Source organism: Bacillus sp. DJP31, assembly GCF_049310945.1.
Taxonomy (GTDB): Bacteria; Bacillota; Bacilli; order Bacillales; family SA4; genus Bacillus_BS.
The window spans coordinates 227,992-247,247 of record NZ_JBMERO010000002.1 but is presented as its reverse complement, the minus strand read 5'-3'; the positions used below and the strand labels follow the sequence as shown (position 1 = coordinate 247,247).

Genomic DNA, 19,256 nt, shown 5'->3' with positions numbered 1-19,256 from the left:
ATGAGCGAAACGAAAAAAGTTCGTTTTATTGTTACTAGACAAGACAGCCCAGAGGCTGCCCCTTATGATCAAACTTTTGAATTAGATTATCGTCCGAATATGAATGTCATTTCGGCTTTAATGGAGATTCGTAGAAATCCTGTTGATATTGAAGGAAATGAAACAGCTCCAATTACTTGGGACATGAATTGCCTTGAAGAAGTATGTGGTGCCTGTTCCATGGTCATTAACGGTAAGCCGAGACAATCCTGTACGGCGCTAGTAGATCAGCTTGAGCAACCAATCCGCCTTCAGCCAATGAGAACCTTCCCTGTTGTTCGTGACCTACAAGTCGACAGAAGTCGTATGTTTGATTCATTAAAAAAGGTAAAGGCTTGGATTCCTATTGATGGAACGTACGATTTAGGTCCTGGTCCTCGTATGCCTGAAAAGAAGCGTCAATGGGCATATGAATTATCAAAGTGTATGACATGTGGTGTTTGTTTAGAGGCATGTCCAAATGTAAACAGTAATTCAAACTTTATAGGTCCGGCTCCACTTTCTCAAGTTCGTTTATTCAATGCTCACCCAACCGGTGCGATGAATAAGTCTGAACGATTAGATGCGTTAATGGGTGACGGTGGTCTTGCTAACTGTGGAAACTCACAAAACTGTGTTCAATCTTGTCCAAAGGGTATCCCTTTAACAACATCAATTGCAGCATTAAATCGTGATACTACAGTTCAAATGTTTAGAAATTTCTTTGGTAGTGACGAAATATAAGAAGTAAATGGTAATAGCCTCTTCATGAAGCCATGAAGAGGCTATTTTTAATAGGTTAATGAAATGCACTTGCTCTTTTTGAGTGGGAATTTTGTTGAACAATATAGTTCCCGTGTATTCAAAAGGTTTATGACAACTAGGAGGAGAAAAAAATGAATAGAGCAACGTACATAGAGAATGTTGAGATATGGCAACAAGGATTTGTATTTTCATTACCAATCAAAGTGAGGTTCTGTGAAACAGATATGTTTGGACACGTAAACAATACGACAGTCTTTACGTATCTTGAAGAAGCAAGAATTGAATTTTTTAAGTCCTTAGGTTTAATGCAGAATTGGATGAATCAAGATAGTACCCTTATTCCTGTTGCAGCAGATTTACAATGTGATTTTTTAGCACAGACTTTTTTTGATGAAGTGCTGGAGGTTTTTGTGAAAATCAATAAAATAGGTAGAACATCACTGGATCTTCATTACCAATGTCTAAAAGCTGATGGACAACTTGCCTTTGTGGGGAGAGGTACGATTGTTCAAATTAATAAGGATAGTGGTAAAGCGACTGAATGGAATGAGGAATGGAGACTCATACTTCATTCCACAATGGAAACAATCCGAGCTGGGCTAACCCATCAATAATATAGATTTGAAAACTTTTCACTTAAACGAACAGAACTAGTAACAGCAAGACTCCTTTTCACATACTATATGTTGACTAAATATATACCCAATCCAGGCAGTCAGCTCGCACCTTAGCAAGGAGGGTCACAACAATTGAAGGAGAAAGACTTTCAACCAAAGCCATTGCTCACCAAAAGAGAAAGAGAAGTCTTCGAATTGTTAGTACAGGATAAAACAACTAAGGAAATAGCAGGAGAGTTGTTTATTAGTGAGAAAACGGTTCGGAATCATATTTCCAACGCTATGCAAAAGCTTGGAGTTAAGGGGCGTTCACAAGCAGTTGTAGAGCTCCTTCGTATGGGGCAACTAGAGCTTTAGAAAGTAGCCGGCTATCTAATCCAGATGCCGGCTTTCTACATAATCGCCTAGGACTAGTTAAAGGGCTTGTTAGACACCAAACTCCTAAATTACCTAATTCTCCAATTTATGAGGAAAATACCGAGTAAATAACAGCTTTTTCTTGAAATTTCGTGAAAAAAAGTAGAGAATGAAACTGATAGACTAATTATGGTTATGCTTTATATGTAGTAAATTTGTAGTATTCCTTAGGAGGAGTGTGTTATGTCCCAAAATCAAGTAGAAAACATAGATAATATTGTTGCTGATTCCGAGAAATCGCTAAGATATATTGCAGCCATTATTAAACAAAAGGGAAGAGAAATCCTCAATCATTATACCATCACCCCGCCGCAATTCGTTGCCTTGCAGTGGCTTCATGAAAATGGAGATATGACAATCGGAGAATTATCAAATAAAATGTATTTGGCATGCAGTACTACGACAGACCTAATTGATCGTATGGAGAAAAATCTATTAGTTGTTCGAGTGAAGGACGAGAATGATCGTCGTGTAGTTCGAATTCATCTATTAGATGAAGGTGCTAGGATTATTGAAGAGGTTATCGATAAGAGACAAGTATACTTATCAGAGGTGCTATCTTCTTTTACGAGAGAAGAGACAGTCCTTTTAGAGAAACTTTTAGGGAAATTACATCAAGAAATGAAAGAATGAGGCGATCGCTTGAATAGACCAATTGGTGTCATAGACTCAGGTGTGGGAGGTCTAACGGTTGCAAAGGAAATCATACGACAGTTACCTAAGGAGCAAATCGTCTACTTAGGTGATACGTTAAGATGTCCTTACGGTCCAAGACCACTTGAAGAGGTAAAGAAATTCACCTGGGAGATGACTAATTTTCTACTCCAGTTTGATATAAAAATGCTCGTAATCGCATGTAATACTGCAACAGCCGCCGTCTTGGAAGAAATACAGCAAACCTTAAAAATTCCAGTCATAGGTGTTATTCACCCTGGTGCACGATCAGCAGTTAAAGTAACTAAGAATAAACAAATTGGTGTGATAGGGACTAACGGCACGATTCAAAGCAGAGCTTATGAAACAGCGCTTCATTCAATTAGTAATAAATTACAAATAAAAGGACTAGCTTGTCCAAGGTTTGTTCCAATTGTTGAGTCGGGCGAATATGAAACAGAAGAGACTTACCGGATTGTTGCAGAAGAACTACTACCAATTGCTGATGAGAATATTGATACATTAATTCTTGGCTGTACACATTATCCTTTATTGGCTCCAATCATCCAAGAGGTAATGGGACAGCATGTTCAACTAATTTCATCTGGATCTGAAACGGCCAGAGAGGTGAGTACCATTTTATATCACAGTCGTCTGGTGAATAAAAGTGGTCAATGTAAGGATCATTTATTTTTGACGACTGGAACAAAGGAAGCTTTTCAGAAGGTTGCCAATAAGCTTTTTCAGCAAAATATTGAGCAGATACAAGTGATTCAGCTAACATGATGTCTTTTTAGATGTCATGTTTTTTAATTTTTAAAATGATGATCCCTTTAACTCAGAACGACATTCTCCGACACCAATTGTTTTTAAGAAAAGGTCAAATATGTGTCTATTTGGGATCTTCTATAGAAAATCTGTTTTTCGAAAAACGTTGTTGCTTTTTAGAATAGGGGTTGATTGTAACGAGAGGATGCACCATTCCCCGGGGTGGGCGGTGAGCCTCCTCGGCCGAGAACGCCATGTGTTGAGTCTCACCTGTCCCACTGCTCTAAGCAGGTGCCCTAGCACCTTTGGTTCCGACCAACTACTTTATTTAAGGGTTGCTTGACCACTTTTTAGAGAAAGAGCTTAAAGAAAAACACCAACACGACTACTTATTCTGAGCTAGTGGGATAATCAGTATATAAATTTCTCTTTGTCCAAAAAAAATTCTGACAAGCGGGTCTAAATCAAAACTATAGCTCGTATATATGGTAGTACAAACTACCTTTGGAGGGATTTAGATGCGTATGTTTCCAAAAGCGAAAATTGCTACTACGGTTATCGTTTCAACAGTACTGCTTTCTGGGTGCGGATTATTTGGGGGAGAACCAGCGATGAAGGAAATTGATCCTCCGCAAGATGTAACCTATAACGAGGATGGCACGAAATTAGAAGAAGGTACATCTGAGGATGAGACTTCAACAGATACTCAGGATGATGCAACAGCTGAAATGGTCACTCATGAGCTTTATTTAATTGATGACAAAGGATTTGTTGTTCCGGAATCTTTTCAATTACCAAAAGCGGAAGCTCCTGCAAAACAGGTGTTAGAATATCTAGTGGACGGTGGACCGGTAAGTAATATGTTACCAAATGGATTTAGAGCTGTTTTACCAGCTGGTACTGAAATGACAACCAATCTCTTAGAGGATGGAACTCTGGTTGTTAACTTTTCTCCTGAATTTGCTGAATACAAAGCAGAAGATGAGAAGAGAATTCTAGAATCTATTACTTGGACACTCACTCAATTTGAATCGATTAAAAACGTTAAAATCAAAATTAATGGTCATGATCAAAATGAAATGCCTGTGAACAAGACACCTATTCAAGGTGAATTAACACGTGCTGATGGAATAAATGTGGATAATTCAGGTGTCGTTGATGTTATGAACAGCGATCTATTAACTCTTTACTTCTTATCACAGCAAGGTGATGATCACACATATTATGTTCCAATCACACGCAGAGTTAGTGCAATAAGTGACGAAAATAAGATTATGGCAACTGTAGTTAAAGAGCTTATTGATGGTCCTAGTTTAGTATCAGGACTAGTATCTGAGTTCAATTTAGAGGCTGAATTACTCTCTGATCCTGAGTATAAAGATGGGGTAGTTACACTTAATTTTAATGAGGCTATTTTTGGAAACCTAGAAAAAACGATGGTCTCAAAACATGTTCTAAATTCCTTAGTTCTGAGTTTAACAGAACAACCAGGCGTGGAAAGTGTATCTATTCAAGTAGGTGGTAAAGAGCTTTCAGAGCCTGTTGTTAGACCACAGACTGTCAACACGGGTGAGTTTTAATCTAATATTTTATAGCTTATAAACATAAAATAACATATACTAAAAAAGAGGTAGCCGAGAATTGCTGCCTCTTTTTAGGTTGTTTATTAAGAACTTGTTGGTCATACTAATTTGGGTGATGAATACAAGCAGGAGGAATCATACATGCGAGTTGATGGTAGAGTACAACATGATTTAAGAAAAGTACATATAGAGAAAGATTATATTAAACATGCAGAAGGGTCAGTTCTCATTACTGTTGGAGAAACAAAAGTAATTTGTACGGCAAGCATTGAGGAAAAGGTACCTCCGTTTATGCGCGGTCAAGGTAAAGGATGGGTTACAGCCGAGTACTCTATGCTACCAAGAGCGACAGAACAGAGAAACATTAGGGAATCAAGTAGAGGAAAGGTCTCCGGGCGGACGATGGAAATACAAAGATTGATCGGCCGTGCTTTGCGATCTGTCGTAGATCTTGACAAGCTGGGTGAACGTACCATTTGGATAGATTGCGACGTAATTCAAGCTGATGGTGGGACAAGGACTGCTTCTATTACTGGCGCTTATGTAGCCATGGTTCTTGCATTATCCAGATTATCAGATAGAAAATTATCAAGTGTTTTTCCTATAAAGGGTTTTTTAGCGGCCACTTCAGTTGGGATTGACCGTGAACATGGAGCGATATTAGATTTAAATTACATTGAAGATTCCAAGGCGGATGTTGATATGAACGTTGTCATGACTGGGCATGGAGAATTTGTTGAGTTACAAGGAACTGGAGAAGAAGCCAATTTTTCTAGAAGTCAATTAAATGACTTATTAGATTTAGCTGAAAAAGGAATAAAAGAATTAATTCAAATCCAAAAGCATGTACTGGGTGAAGAATTAAGTAATCGTTTGGATCTAAGAGAGAGCAAATGGTGAAGAAAATAATTATTGCTACAAAAAATTCCGGAAAAGTTAAAGAGTTTCAAGCGTTTTTTGAAAAAAATGGATATGAAGTTTTATCTCTTTTAGATATTTCAGGGGCTCCTGATATTGAGGAGACGGGTAGTACCTTTAAAGAAAATGCCCTGTTAAAAGCAGAAGGCATAGCTAATGTATTAAATGAAATAGTTATAGCAGATGATTCAGGGCTTTCGGTTGATGCTCTTGATGGTGAGCCAGGAATATTTTCAGCACGCTACGCAGGAATACATAAGAATGATCTAGATAATATAAATAAGGTTCTTCATGAGCTTAGTGGAATACAAGCTTCAAAGAGAACAGCTAGGTTCCATTGTGCCTTAGCTCTTGCCGTCCCTTCCAAATCGACCATTGTAGTGGAGGGTATATGTGAGGGGCACATAACAAAAGAACCCATGGGCACGAACGGGTTTGGGTATGATCCAATCTTCATACCTAAAGAGTTGTATCAAACAATGGCACAGCTATCGAAAGAAGAGAAAAATAAAATAAGTCACCGTGCTCATGCCTTGAAGAAACTAAGAGAGCAAATAAACTCTTCACTGGTAAATCTAGGGTGAATGTACTAATAATAAGTGACTCTCACGGATTAGAGGAAGAGTTATTTCAAATAAAGCAGAAGTACGGAATGTCAGTTGACTATATGATACACTGCGGGGACTCAGAGTTACCTTTTGATCATGAAGCAATTGATGGTTTTACAGTTGTACGAGGTAATTGTGACCTTGATCAGAACCTCCCGAATGACAGGCTACTAGATTTTACAACAAGTAAAATTTTTGCTACACATGGACATTTGTATAATGTTAAAATGACATTAATGAATTTACATTACAGAGCAGAGGAATTGGGAGCCAATATTGTTTGTTTTGGTCACTCGCACTTGGCAGGTAGCGAGAAAATAGATCAAACGGTTTTTATCAATCCAGGTAGTATTCATTTACCACGTGGAAGAAGAGACAAAACTTATTGTATACTTGAGTTACATACTACCGAATTAAATGTGATCTTTTACAATCATAAGCATGATCAAGTGCTTGAACTATGCCGTACTTATAAGTTGTGAAGAGGGAAACCTCTTTACAATAATGTTTATAAAAAAAGTGTTGACTTCTATTCCTAAGTTGCATATAATAATAAATGTCGCTGATAAACAAAGTTAATAAATGCGGGTGTAGTTTAATGGTAAAACCTCAGCCTTCCAAGCTGATGTCGTGAGTTCGATTCTCATCACCCGCTCCAGTATGATTTACTAGCAGTAAACGGATTCTGTAGTCATTAAAACTTTATATTATGTCTCAGTAGCTCAGCTCGCCCGAATATGCTTCTCTGAAATTACTTCAGCATACCGATTGAGCAACAATTTGAATAATCTTTCTGAAATTGGAATGGGATCTACTAGCAGTAAAACGGATTTTGTAGTCATTTAAAAAATATTAACTTTATATTATGTCTCAGTAGCTCAGCTGGATAGAGCAACGCCCTTCTAAGGCGTGGGTCGGGAGTTCGAATCTCTCCTGGGACATCCATTACATATCAACAACAAAAACCTTTTCTCTTAAAGAAAAGGTTTTTTAAATATTGTTGCTTGTATTTCGTTTATGTAGTTGGTAAACTGAATCTGAAATTCATGATTAGTTTAGGAGAAAACATGAAAAAAAGTAAGTACGAAGGTAAAGTGGTTCCTTTCCCCAATCTACAGCAACGGTTATTAGATAAAGGGATGGAAGCATTACAGCAAAAGAAATTTGAAGAAGCACTTGAATTGCTGCAGCAGACACTTAAACTCGATGACCAACTCCACGAAGTCCAACTTGGGATTGTCATTTGTATGTTAGAGTTGGACTTTTTAGACGAAGCTAAAGAACGATGTCAAGCCATGCTGCAACAAGATATTGGGGACTATTATGAAGTATTGCAAATTTTCATAACAATACTCATCCAGCTCCAGCAATATGATGAGGTTGAAATGACCATTGAGGCTGTTCTCCAGGAAGGTAAAATACCGCCCCATACGGTGGAAAACTTCTACAGGCTTTTAGACTTTAGCCGAAAAATGACAACGAGTGATCATACAGAGAAACCATTAATGGAGGTTGAAAGACTCCTCGAGGATATCTCCATTTCCGAGCAGTGGAGCATCGTCCAAGCTCTTCGGAATGAACGTCTAGGAATTTCCTTTGCTTATGACACTGTAGATAAGTTTTTACAAAATGAATCAAAACATCCTATGATTAAAACAGCGATCCTACATATGTTTATTGAAAAAGAAATACAACGTTCAGTTGAAATAGAAAAGTTTGGTCAGCATATGAATTGTAAAACCGAAGAACTACATGCTACTGAGACACATTTTTTTACTTTGGCTGTTCTTCAACAACTTGATGACACATTAGGAAACGAGAATCCAAGCCTGTTTGAAGTCGTGAAGGAAATGTGGCATCGACATCTTTATGTTATGTATCCTTTTATTCCTAGTCCTGAGGAAGCTTCCACTTGGGCTGCAGGCCTACATAAAATTGGCTATGATTTTCACGGAATAGACGTTGAACCCGAGGAAATCGCAGATTTGTACAATATAGCAAGTACTGATTTAGTATACTGCTGCGGGAGAATTCGAGAAATAGAAGAAATTTCATGGATTGAATAATACATTGCACGGGTTATCTTATTGAAAGCATCCATTTCTATGTTATAATAGAATGGCTGTAAAATAATCAATGTCTTGCCATTATATAATCAGGGTATACATAGAAATGTAGTTAATCCATTAGGACAAGTTTCACATATCCTCAGGTGGCTCAGAGAAATAGATAACGGAGGGAAAGTATAAATGTCAGTTAAATGGGAAAAGTTAGAAGGTAATGAAGGAATCTTAACAATCGAGGTAGATGCTGTAACAGTTAATAAGGGTATTGACGAAGCATTCAAGAAAGTCGTATCAAAAGTTAACGTGCCAGGTTTCCGAAAAGGGAAGGTTCCACGTGGTATGTTTGAAAAACGATTTGGTGTAGAGTCATTGTACCAAGATGCACTAGATATTCTTTTACCAACTGCTTACGAAAATGCTATTAAAGAAACTGGGATTGATCCAATTGATCGTCCTGAAATCGACATTGAACAAATTGAAAAGGGTCAGAACCTAATTTTCACTGCGAAAGTTACTGTTAAGCCAGAAGTAGTGCTAGGTGAATACAAAAACTTAGAAGTTGAAATGCTTGATACAAATGTATCAGACGAAGATGTAGATCAAGAGTTAAAGCAATTACAAGAGCGTCACGCTGAGCTTGTTGTAAAAGAAGAAGGAACCATTGAAGATGGGGACACTGTTATCATGGACTTCACAGGGTTTGTTGACGGAGTTACTTTTGAAGGCGGAGATGCAGAGAATTTTTCTTTAGTAATCGGTTCTGGTAACTTTATTCCTGGATTTGAAGATCAATTAGTAGGTGTTGCGACTGGTGAAGAGAAAGATGTTGATGTAACTTTCCCAGAAGAATACCATGCTGCAGATTTAGCTGGGAAGCCGGCAACATTCAAAGTGAAAATTCACGAAATTAAAGCAAAAGAACTTCCAGCTTTAGATGATGAGTTTGCTAAGGATCTAAATGAAGAGGTTGAAACAATAGCAGAGCTTAAAGCTAAGACATTGGCACGATTAGAAGAGACAAGAAAACAAGAATCAGAAAATAAATTAAGAGACGCACTTGTTGACCAAGCAACAGAGAATGCAACAATTGACATTCCACAGGCTATGGTAAAAACAGAACAAGATCGCATGCTTCGTGAATTCGAGCAACGTTTACAAGGTCAAGGTATGAACCTTGAACTATACTTCCAATTCTCAGGGACTGATGAAGAGGCACTCCGCACTCAAATGTCTGAGGATGCAGAAAAGCGTGTTCGTATGAACTTAACATTAGAAGCAATTGCACAAGCTGAAAACCTTCAAGTTTCTGATGAGGAATTAGCAGAAGAACTTGAGAAAATGTCAGTAATGTACCAAACAACAGTGGAAAACATAAAGAATATGATTGGAAATGTTGATCTTCTTAAAGAAGATATAAAAATCCGCAAAGCAATTGATTTTTTAGTAGATAATAGTAAAGCTACTGCATAATAATTTAGTAGCAGGTAAAAAAAAGGCGCGACTTGTTCGTGCCTTTGTTTTAACTATCCTAGTTTGACAATATTTAAGAAGTATACATAAGCACGTTGGTGAAAAGCTATAGAAGAGCTCTAAACGTTTAAAAACATACTTAAAACTAATACATACTTAAAGAGGCTTATTATTACCTCTCAAAACAGCAATTATGGTAAAATGCAATACATAACAAATTATTAGACAATTTCCAAGTACTTGATGAAAACAGAGAAAAAGACTTTTTGCTTGGCATACTGCAGTAATGTAAGGGGTGAGTTCGTTGTTTAAATTTAACGATGAAAAAGGACAGCTTAAATGTTCGTTTTGTGGTAAAACACAAGATCAGGTACGAAAACTCGTAGCTGGGCCAGGTGTTTATATATGTGATGAATGTATTGAATTATGTACTGAAATCGTAGAAGAAGAACTAGGAACAGAAGAGGAAGTTGAATTTAAAGATGTTCCCAAGCCGAAGGAAATTAGGGACATACTTGATGAATATGTAATTGGTCAAGACTCTGCTAAGAAGTCTTTGGCAGTGGCGGTTTACAATCATTACAAACGAATTAACTCTAATAGTAAGATTGATGATGTAGAGCTCTCAAAGAGTAATATTGCCATGATTGGTCCGACAGGTAGTGGGAAAACACTTTTAGCGCAAACCTTAGCTAGAATTCTAAATGTTCCGTTTGCTATTGCAGATGCTACTTCGCTAACAGAAGCAGGCTATGTTGGTGAAGATGTAGAAAATATCTTGTTAAAGCTAATTCAGGCTGCTGATTATGATGTGGAAAAGGCTGAAAAAGGTATTATTTATATTGATGAAATAGATAAAGTGGCTCGTAAATCAGAAAATCCTTCCATTACACGTGATGTTTCTGGTGAAGGGGTTCAGCAAGCTCTATTAAAGATCCTTGAAGGGACCGTTGCAAGCGTTCCTCCTCAAGGTGGAAGAAAGCATCCACATCAAGAATTCATTCAAATCGATACGACAAATATCTTATTTATTTGTGGTGGGGCTTTTGATGGAATTGAGCAAATTATTAAACGCCGTCTCGGTAAAAAGGTAATTGGTTTTGGAGCAGGTTCGAATCAAGAAGATACTGGTGACGTATCACTATTGTCAAAAGTATTACCAGAAGATCTTCTGAAATTCGGTCTAATCCCAGAGTTTATTGGACGTTTACCAGTCATTGCAAACCTAGAAGTCTTAGATGAATCAGCACTAGTGGAAATCTTAACAAAGCCTAAGAATGCACTTATAAAGCAGTATCAAAAACTGCTGGAAATTGATAATGTGGAGCTAGACTTTGAAGAAAAAGCACTGACTGAGATTGCGAAGAGAGCTATTGAAAGAAAAACAGGTGCTCGTGGTTTGCGTTCTATTATTGAGGGAATTATGCTAGATGTCATGTATGATTTGCCTTCACAACAGGATGTCGGAAAATGTATGATCACATTAGAAACAGTAACAGGTGAAAATACACCTAAGCTTGTTCTTAAAGACGGTACTGTTCTTTCCGGACAGGATAAGAAGGATTCTGCCTAAACTATAATACTAATAAACCGGTTGGGACACTCCCACCCGGTTTTTTTGCCTTTCTTAAATTTACAGTAGAAAACTACTTCGGTTAGGTTTGGGATGGGGGAAATTCACTTTTGATCCCAATCCTTCAGTTACAGAATGTTCTTTTTCCACTCTATACCTTGATAGTGACATTCCTGAGCCAGACTACAGTTTGAATTTGAATATATTTCACAATTTTATCCATAGTAGAAGTTTCACTTTATGGTTTAGTCCAACTCTTACAGGGAGATACTAATGTTTAACAGAAGACATAGGATCTTAAGAGGAGGTATAACATGAGTTGGACTGGCATCGCTTTATTTATTCAATTATTTTTCGGTGTGATTATAGGGTTATATTTTTGGAATTTACTTCGAAATCAACGTACTCAAAAGGTTTCAATTGATAAAGAATCGCGCAAGGAAATGGAACAGCTTAGAAAAATGAGATCCATTTCATTAACAGAGCCCCTTAGTGAAAAAGTAAGACCCACATGTTTTGAGGATATAGTTGGCCAAGAAGATGGAATCAGGGCTTTAAAAGCAGCATTATGCGGACCTAATCCTCAGCATGTCATTATTTATGGTCCTCCAGGTATCGGGAAAACAGCTGCTGCTAGGCTCGTTTTAGAGGAAGCAAAGAGAAATTCAAAGTCTCCATTTAAGAGAGAGGCTGTTTTTATTGAACTTGATGCGACTACGGCAAGATTTGATGAGAGAGGGATAGCAGATCCGTTAATTGGTTCCGTTCATGATCCTATATATCAAGGAGCTGGAGCAATGGGACAAGCAGGTATTCCTCAGCCCAAACAAGGCGCAGTTACTCATGCTCATGGAGGAGTTTTGTTTATTGACGAAATTGGTGAATTACACCCAATTCAAATGAATAAGATGCTTAAGGTACTAGAAGATAGAAAAGTATTTCTAGAGAGTGCCTACTATAATGAAGAGAACACATCCATACCAACACATATCCATGATATTTTTCAAAATGGACTACCAGCTGATTTCAGGATGATTGGGGCAACGACTCGAACACCCAATGAGCTACCACCAGCTATTCGATCACGTTGTTTAGAGGTCTTCTTTAGAGAACTGGAGCCCGAAGAGCTAGCTACTGTTGCGAAAATAGCTGCGGCTAAAATAGACATGAATATGGCAGAAGACGGGATTCGAATTCTTTCAACCTATGCCAGAAATGGACGAGAAGCTGTTAACCTTGTACAAATTGCAGCTGGATTGGCTATTTCCGAAGATCGATCCTCAATCCTAACTAAGGATATTGAGTGGGTCATTCATTCTAGCCAATTATCACCAAGGCATGAGAAAAAGATCAATGACGAACCTAAAGTTGGACTTGTTAATGGACTGGCTGTATATGGTCCGAGCACAGGCGCGTTGCTAGAGATAGAAGTAACTGTTATACCAGCTCTTGAAAAGGGATCTATAAATATTACTGGAATAGTTGAAGAGGAAAGTATAGGAGATCGAGGGAAGTCTGTTAGAAGAAAAAGTATGGCGAAAGGCTCAATCGAAAACGTACTAACGGTGTTAAGAACGTTAAAAGTTCCAGCATCTGATTATGATATCCATGTTAATTTTCCAGGTGGTATTCCAGTTGATGGACCTTCAGCAGGTGTAGCGATGGCAACAGGAATTTACTCAGCCATTTATAATATTCCTATTAAGCACACCGTTGCTATGACGGGAGAAATCAGTATACATGGGTTTGTAAAGCCAGTTGGAGGAGTATTTGCAAAAGTTAAGGCTGCAAAACTTGCCGGGGCAACCATGGTTATTATCCCAAAAGAAAATATGCAGTCTATTTTAAATGAGATAAGTGGAATTGAAATTTTTCCAGTGGCTCATTTATCCGAGGTGTTTGAGGTTGTGTTTGAACGGACTCATTCTACACCAATTCCAAAGGTTGTTCCTGCATCCGCAAACATAATCGAGTCGAAAGCAGAATCTATTTAACAAGGTGACTCCGATTTTGTTATCAGAATCGGAGTTATTTTTATGAAAAGATTCATACTATGCACATAGTCCGTTGCACCTTAATAGACAAATGCAAGCTAAGTAAGATAGAATTGAAAAACAATACTCTTTACAAACCATTTTTTAAACATCATTCTAGAGGAACTAATCAACGCTAATTATTAGAGGCTTGGTACTAGTTAAATTTTCTTAGTAAATTAGAAAATATAAGTTTTCTTGAGTTGGCTTTGTGTTAAGCTCCAGCACTTAGCCCCGCTATTTTCAAATTATCTGTAACAATATAAGGGGATTGCAACCTTTTCTTTTGCTTGTGAACAAATGCTTGTGCCTTGGCTAAACAGGGCGCTTACGCTTTTCTTATAGACGATTGTTACACGTGGAGGTGCAATACATAATGGCGAAGAAAAAGGAAATGGTCATACCTTTATTACCCTTAAGAGGACTTCTAGTTTATCCAACAATGGTCTTACATTTGGATGTAGGACGGGAAAAATCAGTTCAGGCCTTAGAAAAAGCGATGATGGAAGAACATTTAATCTTCTTAGCAACGCAAAAGGATGCAGGCATAGACAATCCTGAAGAAGAAGATGTTTTTCAAGTAGGTACATTGTCAAAAGTAAAACAAATGTTAAAGCTTCCAAATGGTACCATTCGTGTTCTAGTCGAAGGGCTAAGTCGTGGTGAAATTCAAACATTTATAGATCATGAAGATTTCGTTTCTGTAAAAATTTCAATTACAGATGATCCAGGGACAAAGGATATTGAAGAAGAAGCATTAATGAGATCCTTACTTGACTATTTTGAGCAATACATAAAACTGTCAAAAAAGGTTTCTGCTGAGACCTATGCGACCATTTCAGACATTGAAGAACCTGGTAGGCTTGCAGACCTTATTGCTTCTCACTTACCGTTGAAAATGAAGGATAAACAAGACATCCTTGAAACCTTCTCTGTAATAGAACGATTAAATAAGCTGATCAATATTATTAATAATGAGAAAGAAGTTTTAAATTTAGAAAAGAAAATTGGCCAACGTGTCAAACGGTCAATGGAGCGCACCCAAAAAGAATATTATTTGCGTGAACAAATGAAGGCCATTCAAAAAGAACTGGGAGACAAGGAAGGGAAAACTGGTGAAGTTTCAACTTTAAAAGATAAGATTGAACAAGCCGGTATGCCGGAATCTGTTAAAGAAACCGCTCTTAAAGAATTGGAGCGCTATGAAAAAATACCTGCAAGTTCAGCAGAGAGTGCGGTTATTCGTAACTACATAGAGTGGCTCTTATCCTTGCCTTGGACGAATGCGACAGAGGATACTCTCGACCTTAAACGGTCAGAATCCATTCTAGATGAGGATCATTATGGACTTGAAAAAGTAAAGGAACGTGTTTTAGAGTATTTAGCTGTTCAAAAGCTAACCCAGTCCTTAAAAGGACCAATCCTTTGCTTAGTCGGTCCTCCAGGTGTTGGGAAGACTTCGTTAGCAAAGTCGATTGCTAGATCTTTAAACCGTCATTTTGTCCGTGTTTCATTGGGTGGAGTAAGGGATGAATCTGAAGTTCGTGGTCACCGTAGAACGTATGTAGGTGCAATGCCCGGAAGAATCATTCAAGGGATGAAGAAAGCGGGTACAATAAACCCAGTCTTTTTATTAGATGAAATCGATAAAATGTCTAATGATTTTAGGGGAGATCCATCTGCTGCAATGCTTGAAGTACTTGATCCAGAGCAAAATCATAATTTTAGTGACCATTACATTGAGGAACCATATGACCTTTCTAAAGTCATGTTTATTGCGACGGCAAATAACTTGTCAACTATTCCTGGACCTTTGTTAGACCGAATGGAAATCATTACAATTGCTGGCTATACGGAGCTTGAAAAAGTTCATATTGCCAAAGAGCATCTTCTTCAAAAGCAAGTAAAAGAGCATGGTTTATCAAAAGGGAATCTACAATTGAGAGATGAGGCACTAGTTAAGCTCATACGAATGTATACGAGAGAAGCAGGTGTTCGTAGCTTAGAGAGACAGCTTGCAACACTATGCCGAAAAGCGGCTAGAATTATTGTGTCTGGTGAGCAAAATAAAATCATCCTAACAGAAAAACGTTTAGAAGAATTTTTAGGAAAACCAAAGTTCCGTTACGGTCAAGCAGAGCTTGAAGACCAGCTAGGTGTGGCAACAGGTTTAGCCTATACAGCATTTGGTGGAGATACGCTCTCCATCGAAGTATCAGTCAATCCTGGTAAAGGAAAATTGATATTAACTGGTCAGCTCGGTGATGTCATGAAGGAATCAGCCCAAGCGGCATTTAGTTATATTCGATCTAGGGCTAGTGAATTAAAAATAGATCCAGAGTTTAATGAAAAGAACGATATTCATATACACGTTCCAGAGGGGGCTGTTCCAAAGGATGGACCTTCTGCAGGCATAACAATGGCCACTGCATTGGTTTCAGCCTTAACAGGCAGAGCGGTTAGAAAAAATGTGGGTATGACTGGAGAAATTACCTTACGAGGGCGTGTGCTTCCGATTGGTGGATTAAAAGAGAAGTCATTAAGTGCTCACAGGGCTGGGCTCACAACGATTATTATTCCAAAGGAAAACGAAAGAGATTTAGATGATATTCCGGAAAGTGTTAGAAATGACTTAAATTATGTGCTTGTAGCTCATTTAGATGAAGTATTAAAGCATGCGTTAGTAGGGGAGTAATTATGAAAGTAAATACAGCTGACATTGTAATCAGCGCAGTAAAACCAGAACAATATCCAAATGATGGTTTACCACAAATCGCACTTGCAGGAAGGTCAAATGTGGGGAAATCCTCATTCATTAATAAAATGATTAATCGAAAAGCCTTAGCTAGAACCTCTTCAAAACCGGGGAAAACACAAACTTTGAATTTCTTTATTATTAATGAAATCATGTATTTTGTGGATGTCCCAGGTTATGGTTATGCAAAGGTACCTAAATCAGAACGAGCTGCATGGGGTAAAATGATTGAGACGTATATTACAAAGAGTGAGCACTTAAAGGTCGTTATACTCATTGTGGATCTTCGTCATGCACCCTCGAAGGAAGACGTAATGATGTATGAATTCCTAAAGCATTATAAAACTCCCACCATGGTGGTTGCGACAAAGGCAGATAAAATCCCTAAAGGAAAATGGCAAAAACATCTAAAGGTTGTAAAAGAGACTCTACAAATGGAGAGTACAGATTCACTTGTTTTGTTCTCTTCTGAAAAAGGAATTGGCAAGGAAGAAGCATGGTCTACAATGATGAGGTATGTAAATCAGAAGGAGAGCCAGTAGGTGGCTTTCCCTTTTTTTGAACTTGTTTAGCACAAAACTGCTCGGAAAAAAAGTAAAGGAACTTGGATATCCAAGTTCCTTTATTTTTGGTTGCTATGGATTCCTTTTTAAAGGAGGTTTATTTGCTTAGATAGCTCTCAATAAGATTCAAATAATTATTCTTCCAACCTACAGATAGGTGCTCAGCTTGTCCTTCTGGAAAACCCGTATGGTCAAAAACTAATAAGGTCTCAGAGCCTTGTTCTTTCAGTTCAAACTTAGCCAACGAATAAACTCCCTCTTCCCAGCTTTTAGCACGCCATGCTTGGACGATTCGTTTGTTCTCTACAATTCAATCATTCTTCCTTCTACCATTCCACCGAATAATGAAAAAGATCCTCTTCTTCTGAGTTTATAGCAGCTGGAGCTCCACCCGATACTGCACTAAATTTTTTAGAGTCTGTTAGAATATCATAAATTGTATGTGGGTTTACCTAAAAAATGATTTCTTGATGAATGGTATTTGACATTAAAATTCCTCCATTTATTATTTACTTAAAATATTTATATTTGTTTTGACCAAGGGTCAATTCCAGGATTGACACCTTCGGTCAGCAATTTTAGTCGGTCCAAGTAATGTGTCCATCCATTGTTATTTGATGACACTTTTTCGCTTGGTATATTGTAATGATTCAAGACAAGTAATGTCCCGTCCTCCTGAGGTGTAAAAAGAAATTCTACCTTACTTGCTCCAGGAGGCATAATAGTGGAATTGTCCCATCCCCAAGACATAATGATTCTTTCATAAGGAACAATTTCTAGATATTCGCCCATGGCTATGTCACTACCATTAATGTCGATGCGATATGTCCCACCGATTTTGGGTTCTAATAGGGGTACTGCCAACATTTTAACAAAAATGTACGCTAAGACTATTATTTGCTATGTGCATGCAATTTTTCTTACTCTAAGAACTAATCTCCTTCTTACATATTAAAAATTCTTTAGGTTTAATGTTCGTAGCGAATTTAGGGTAATCAAAAAAAGTTCCACTTTCTCTGTGATAAAAATTAGAGAAAGTGGAATATTAATTTTGAATCTCCTTAAAGTTGTGGATACTTATTTTCCTGTTAAAACCCTAGTAAGAAAGTCGTTTTTTCTATTTTTATCATTCAAAAAAAACCAAAATATATTGAAATATTAATATGAAAAGTATTTGTAAATCTTTCCAGTACCACCGACTTTAGTTGAACCATTGTAATAATGATTTAATATATATGTGTGAAATTGTCCTTGATCAGCCCAGTACCTCGAGCCGTTTTGCCATAATAAGCCTCCTGATTTACCACTTACAACACAACCTGAAGTATTTTTTCAATCATACATATAATTTAGCATTCACTTAATTAAGTGCCAACTTAATTAACTTAACTGATTATCCCTTTAACTCAGAATGACATACTCCGAAATCAATTGTTTTAAAAAAAGCTATATTCAGAAACTTTTTTGCTTTTTAGAATAGGGGTTGATTGTAACGAGAGGATGCACCATTCCCCGGGGTGGGCGGTGAGCCTCCTCGGCGAGAACGCCATGCGTGAGTCTCACCTGTCCCACTGCTCTTAGAAAGGAGCCCTAGCACCTTCCGTTCCAACCAACCTAATTATATTAAAGGTAAGATTTTACAAAACTCATATTTAAAGAAACACCAACAAATAGGGTTACGACTATTTATTCTGAGCTAGTGGGATAATCAGTTTAATTTAAATAAAAAAGAGTGCAAAACTCGCACTCTAAATGGTTTGTTGATAGTAACCTTACTTTATTTTTTTTTGAAAAATAACAAATAAACACCTACAAGAATCAGCCCAATTGGCCAATAATGTTCAGCTAATTCAACAATTGTGCCAACCCAACCTAACCAACCAATGACTTCGTGATAAAATAAGGCAAGAATGGATAATAATAAGAGTACTATTCCTGGAAGTAACCCTGATTTTGTTTGCTGATAACGAAGCAAGAAGGCGATTCCTATGATACAGGTGAACATTGCCCAATGATCAGGCCAAAAAGATACTAGCTCAAGTAAATGAAAGTGTACACCGAGTCCTACTAAAATAAATCCAGGTACAATGTTTTGATAATCCCGGGATGTATAGGCTTGAGATAAGAAAGCCACTCCTATGATGATTAATAAAGTCGGCCATGAGTAAAACATGCTTAAGGCAGGGAAATGTAATTGATCCAATAAGAAATAGATACCAATTCCAATTAAGATAATTCCTGGGAAAACACCTTGCTTTTTCAATTTAATCACCTCTAGATGTAATAGGGAATGTTTATATTTAGTAAGTATTGTTTTTACAGATAGCTTGATTAACAGGTTAGTTTTTGTTATTGTACATTTTGGAGTCATTTTTTCTCATGTAGAATACTTATTGTATGAGAGAGTCTATGACAAATGGGCTAACAGATACGATTACTCATCTATAT

Annotated in this window: 18 protein-coding genes and 2 tRNA genes; 17 read left to right on the top strand and 3 right to left on the bottom strand. The window is 37.5% G+C overall.

The window, feature by feature from the left end; translation table 11 throughout:
• From sdhB to yihA, 17 genes are all read left to right on the top strand, one after another.
• Positions 1-762 (top strand): succinate dehydrogenase iron-sulfur subunit, encoded by a 762-nt coding sequence (gene sdhB / locus ACOI1C_RS03660; protein ID WP_422508083.1) that lies wholly within the window; start codon positions 1-3, stop codon positions 760-762.
• A 152-nt stretch (positions 763-914) separates the two neighbouring features.
• Entirely contained in the window at positions 915-1,397 is a 483-nt protein-coding gene (locus ACOI1C_RS03655) for an acyl-CoA thioesterase (RefSeq protein WP_422508081.1), read from the top strand.
• A gap of 135 nt (positions 1,398-1,532) precedes the next feature.
• On the top strand, positions 1,533-1,757 hold the full coding sequence (gene gerE, locus ACOI1C_RS03650) for a spore germination transcription factor GerE (RefSeq protein WP_422508079.1): 225 nt from the start codon (positions 1,533-1,535) through the stop codon (positions 1,755-1,757).
• Positions 1,758-2,000: 243 nt separating this feature from the next.
• On the top strand, positions 2,001-2,450 hold the full coding sequence (locus tag ACOI1C_RS03645; RefSeq protein WP_422508077.1) for a MarR family winged helix-turn-helix transcriptional regulator: 450 nt from the start codon (positions 2,001-2,003) through the stop codon (positions 2,448-2,450).
• Positions 2,451-2,459: 9 nt separating this feature from the next.
• Positions 2,460-3,257: a glutamate racemase gene (gene racE, locus ACOI1C_RS03640; RefSeq protein WP_422508075.1), complete on the top strand. Its 798-nt coding sequence runs from the start codon at positions 2,460-2,462 to the stop codon at positions 3,255-3,257.
• A 506-nt stretch (positions 3,258-3,763) separates the two neighbouring features.
• Positions 3,764-4,819 (top strand): GerMN domain-containing protein, encoded by a 1,056-nt coding sequence (locus tag ACOI1C_RS03635; RefSeq protein WP_422508181.1) that lies wholly within the window; start codon positions 3,764-3,766, stop codon positions 4,817-4,819.
• A 144-nt stretch (positions 4,820-4,963) separates the two neighbouring features.
• A complete protein-coding gene (gene rph / locus ACOI1C_RS03630; protein WP_422508073.1) occupies positions 4,964-5,722 on the top strand; it encodes a ribonuclease PH in 759 nt (252 codons plus the stop codon).
• A complete protein-coding gene (locus ACOI1C_RS03625) occupies positions 5,719-6,324 on the top strand; it encodes an XTP/dITP diphosphatase (protein ID WP_422508179.1) in 606 nt (201 codons plus the stop codon). The genes rph and ACOI1C_RS03625 overlap by 4 nt, the downstream gene beginning before the upstream one ends.
• Entirely contained in the window at positions 6,321-6,830 is a 510-nt protein-coding gene (locus tag ACOI1C_RS03620) for a metallophosphoesterase (RefSeq protein WP_422508071.1), read from the top strand. The genes ACOI1C_RS03625 and ACOI1C_RS03620 overlap by 4 nt, the downstream gene beginning before the upstream one ends.
• A 102-nt stretch (positions 6,831-6,932) precedes the next feature.
• A tRNA-Gly gene (locus tag ACOI1C_RS03615) sits at positions 6,933-7,006 on the top strand.
• 209 nt (positions 7,007-7,215) lie between these two features.
• A tRNA-Arg gene (locus tag ACOI1C_RS03610) sits at positions 7,216-7,289 on the top strand.
• A 126-nt stretch (positions 7,290-7,415) separates the two neighbouring features.
• Positions 7,416-8,414, top strand: a complete 999-nt coding sequence (locus tag ACOI1C_RS03605) for a tetratricopeptide repeat protein (protein WP_422508069.1) — start codon at positions 7,416-7,418, stop codon at positions 8,412-8,414.
• A 183-nt stretch (positions 8,415-8,597) separates the two neighbouring features.
• On the top strand, positions 8,598-9,884 hold the full coding sequence (gene tig / locus ACOI1C_RS03600; RefSeq protein ID WP_422508067.1) for a trigger factor: 1,287 nt from the start codon (positions 8,598-8,600) through the stop codon (positions 9,882-9,884).
• A gap of 304 nt (positions 9,885-10,188) precedes the next feature.
• Positions 10,189-11,457, top strand: coding sequence for an ATP-dependent protease ATP-binding subunit ClpX (clpX, locus tag ACOI1C_RS03595; RefSeq protein WP_422508066.1), 1,269 nt, complete (start codon positions 10,189-10,191; stop codon positions 11,455-11,457).
• Positions 11,458-11,771: 314 nt separating this feature from the next.
• The gene (lonB, locus tag ACOI1C_RS03590) at positions 11,772-13,451 is read left to right on the top strand and encodes an ATP-dependent protease LonB (protein ID WP_422508064.1); all 1,680 of its coding nucleotides are present in this window, start codon (positions 11,772-11,774) and stop codon (positions 13,449-13,451) included.
• A 415-nt stretch (positions 13,452-13,866) separates the two neighbouring features.
• Positions 13,867-16,185 (top strand): endopeptidase La, encoded by a 2,319-nt coding sequence (gene lon, locus ACOI1C_RS03585; RefSeq protein ID WP_422508062.1) that lies wholly within the window; start codon positions 13,867-13,869, stop codon positions 16,183-16,185.
• 2 nt (positions 16,186-16,187) lie between these two features.
• Entirely contained in the window at positions 16,188-16,787 is a 600-nt protein-coding gene (gene yihA / locus ACOI1C_RS03580; RefSeq protein WP_422508060.1) for a ribosome biogenesis GTP-binding protein YihA/YsxC, read from the top strand.
• Between the two features lie 118 nt (positions 16,788-16,905).
• On the opposite strand, the gene ACOI1C_RS03575 is transcribed toward yihA, so the two are convergent.
• The 3 genes from ACOI1C_RS03575 to ACOI1C_RS03565 all read right to left on the bottom strand — a co-directional run bounded on the left by ACOI1C_RS03575 (position 16,906) and on the right by ACOI1C_RS03565 (position 19,080).
• Positions 16,906-17,100 carry an SRPBCC domain-containing protein gene (locus ACOI1C_RS03575; RefSeq protein WP_422508177.1) on the bottom strand — a complete coding sequence of 65 codons (195 nt, stop codon included), beginning with the start codon at positions 17,098-17,100 and terminating at the stop codon, positions 16,906-16,908.
• 230 nt (positions 17,101-17,330) lie between these two features.
• Entirely contained in the window at positions 17,331-17,675 is a 345-nt protein-coding gene (locus tag ACOI1C_RS03570; protein WP_422508058.1) for an SRPBCC family protein, read from the bottom strand.
• A gap of 910 nt (positions 17,676-18,585) precedes the next feature.
• A complete protein-coding gene (locus ACOI1C_RS03565) occupies positions 18,586-19,080 on the bottom strand; it encodes a LiaI-LiaF-like domain-containing protein (RefSeq protein WP_422508175.1) in 495 nt (164 codons plus the stop codon).
• Positions 19,081-19,256 lie beyond the last annotated feature (176 nt).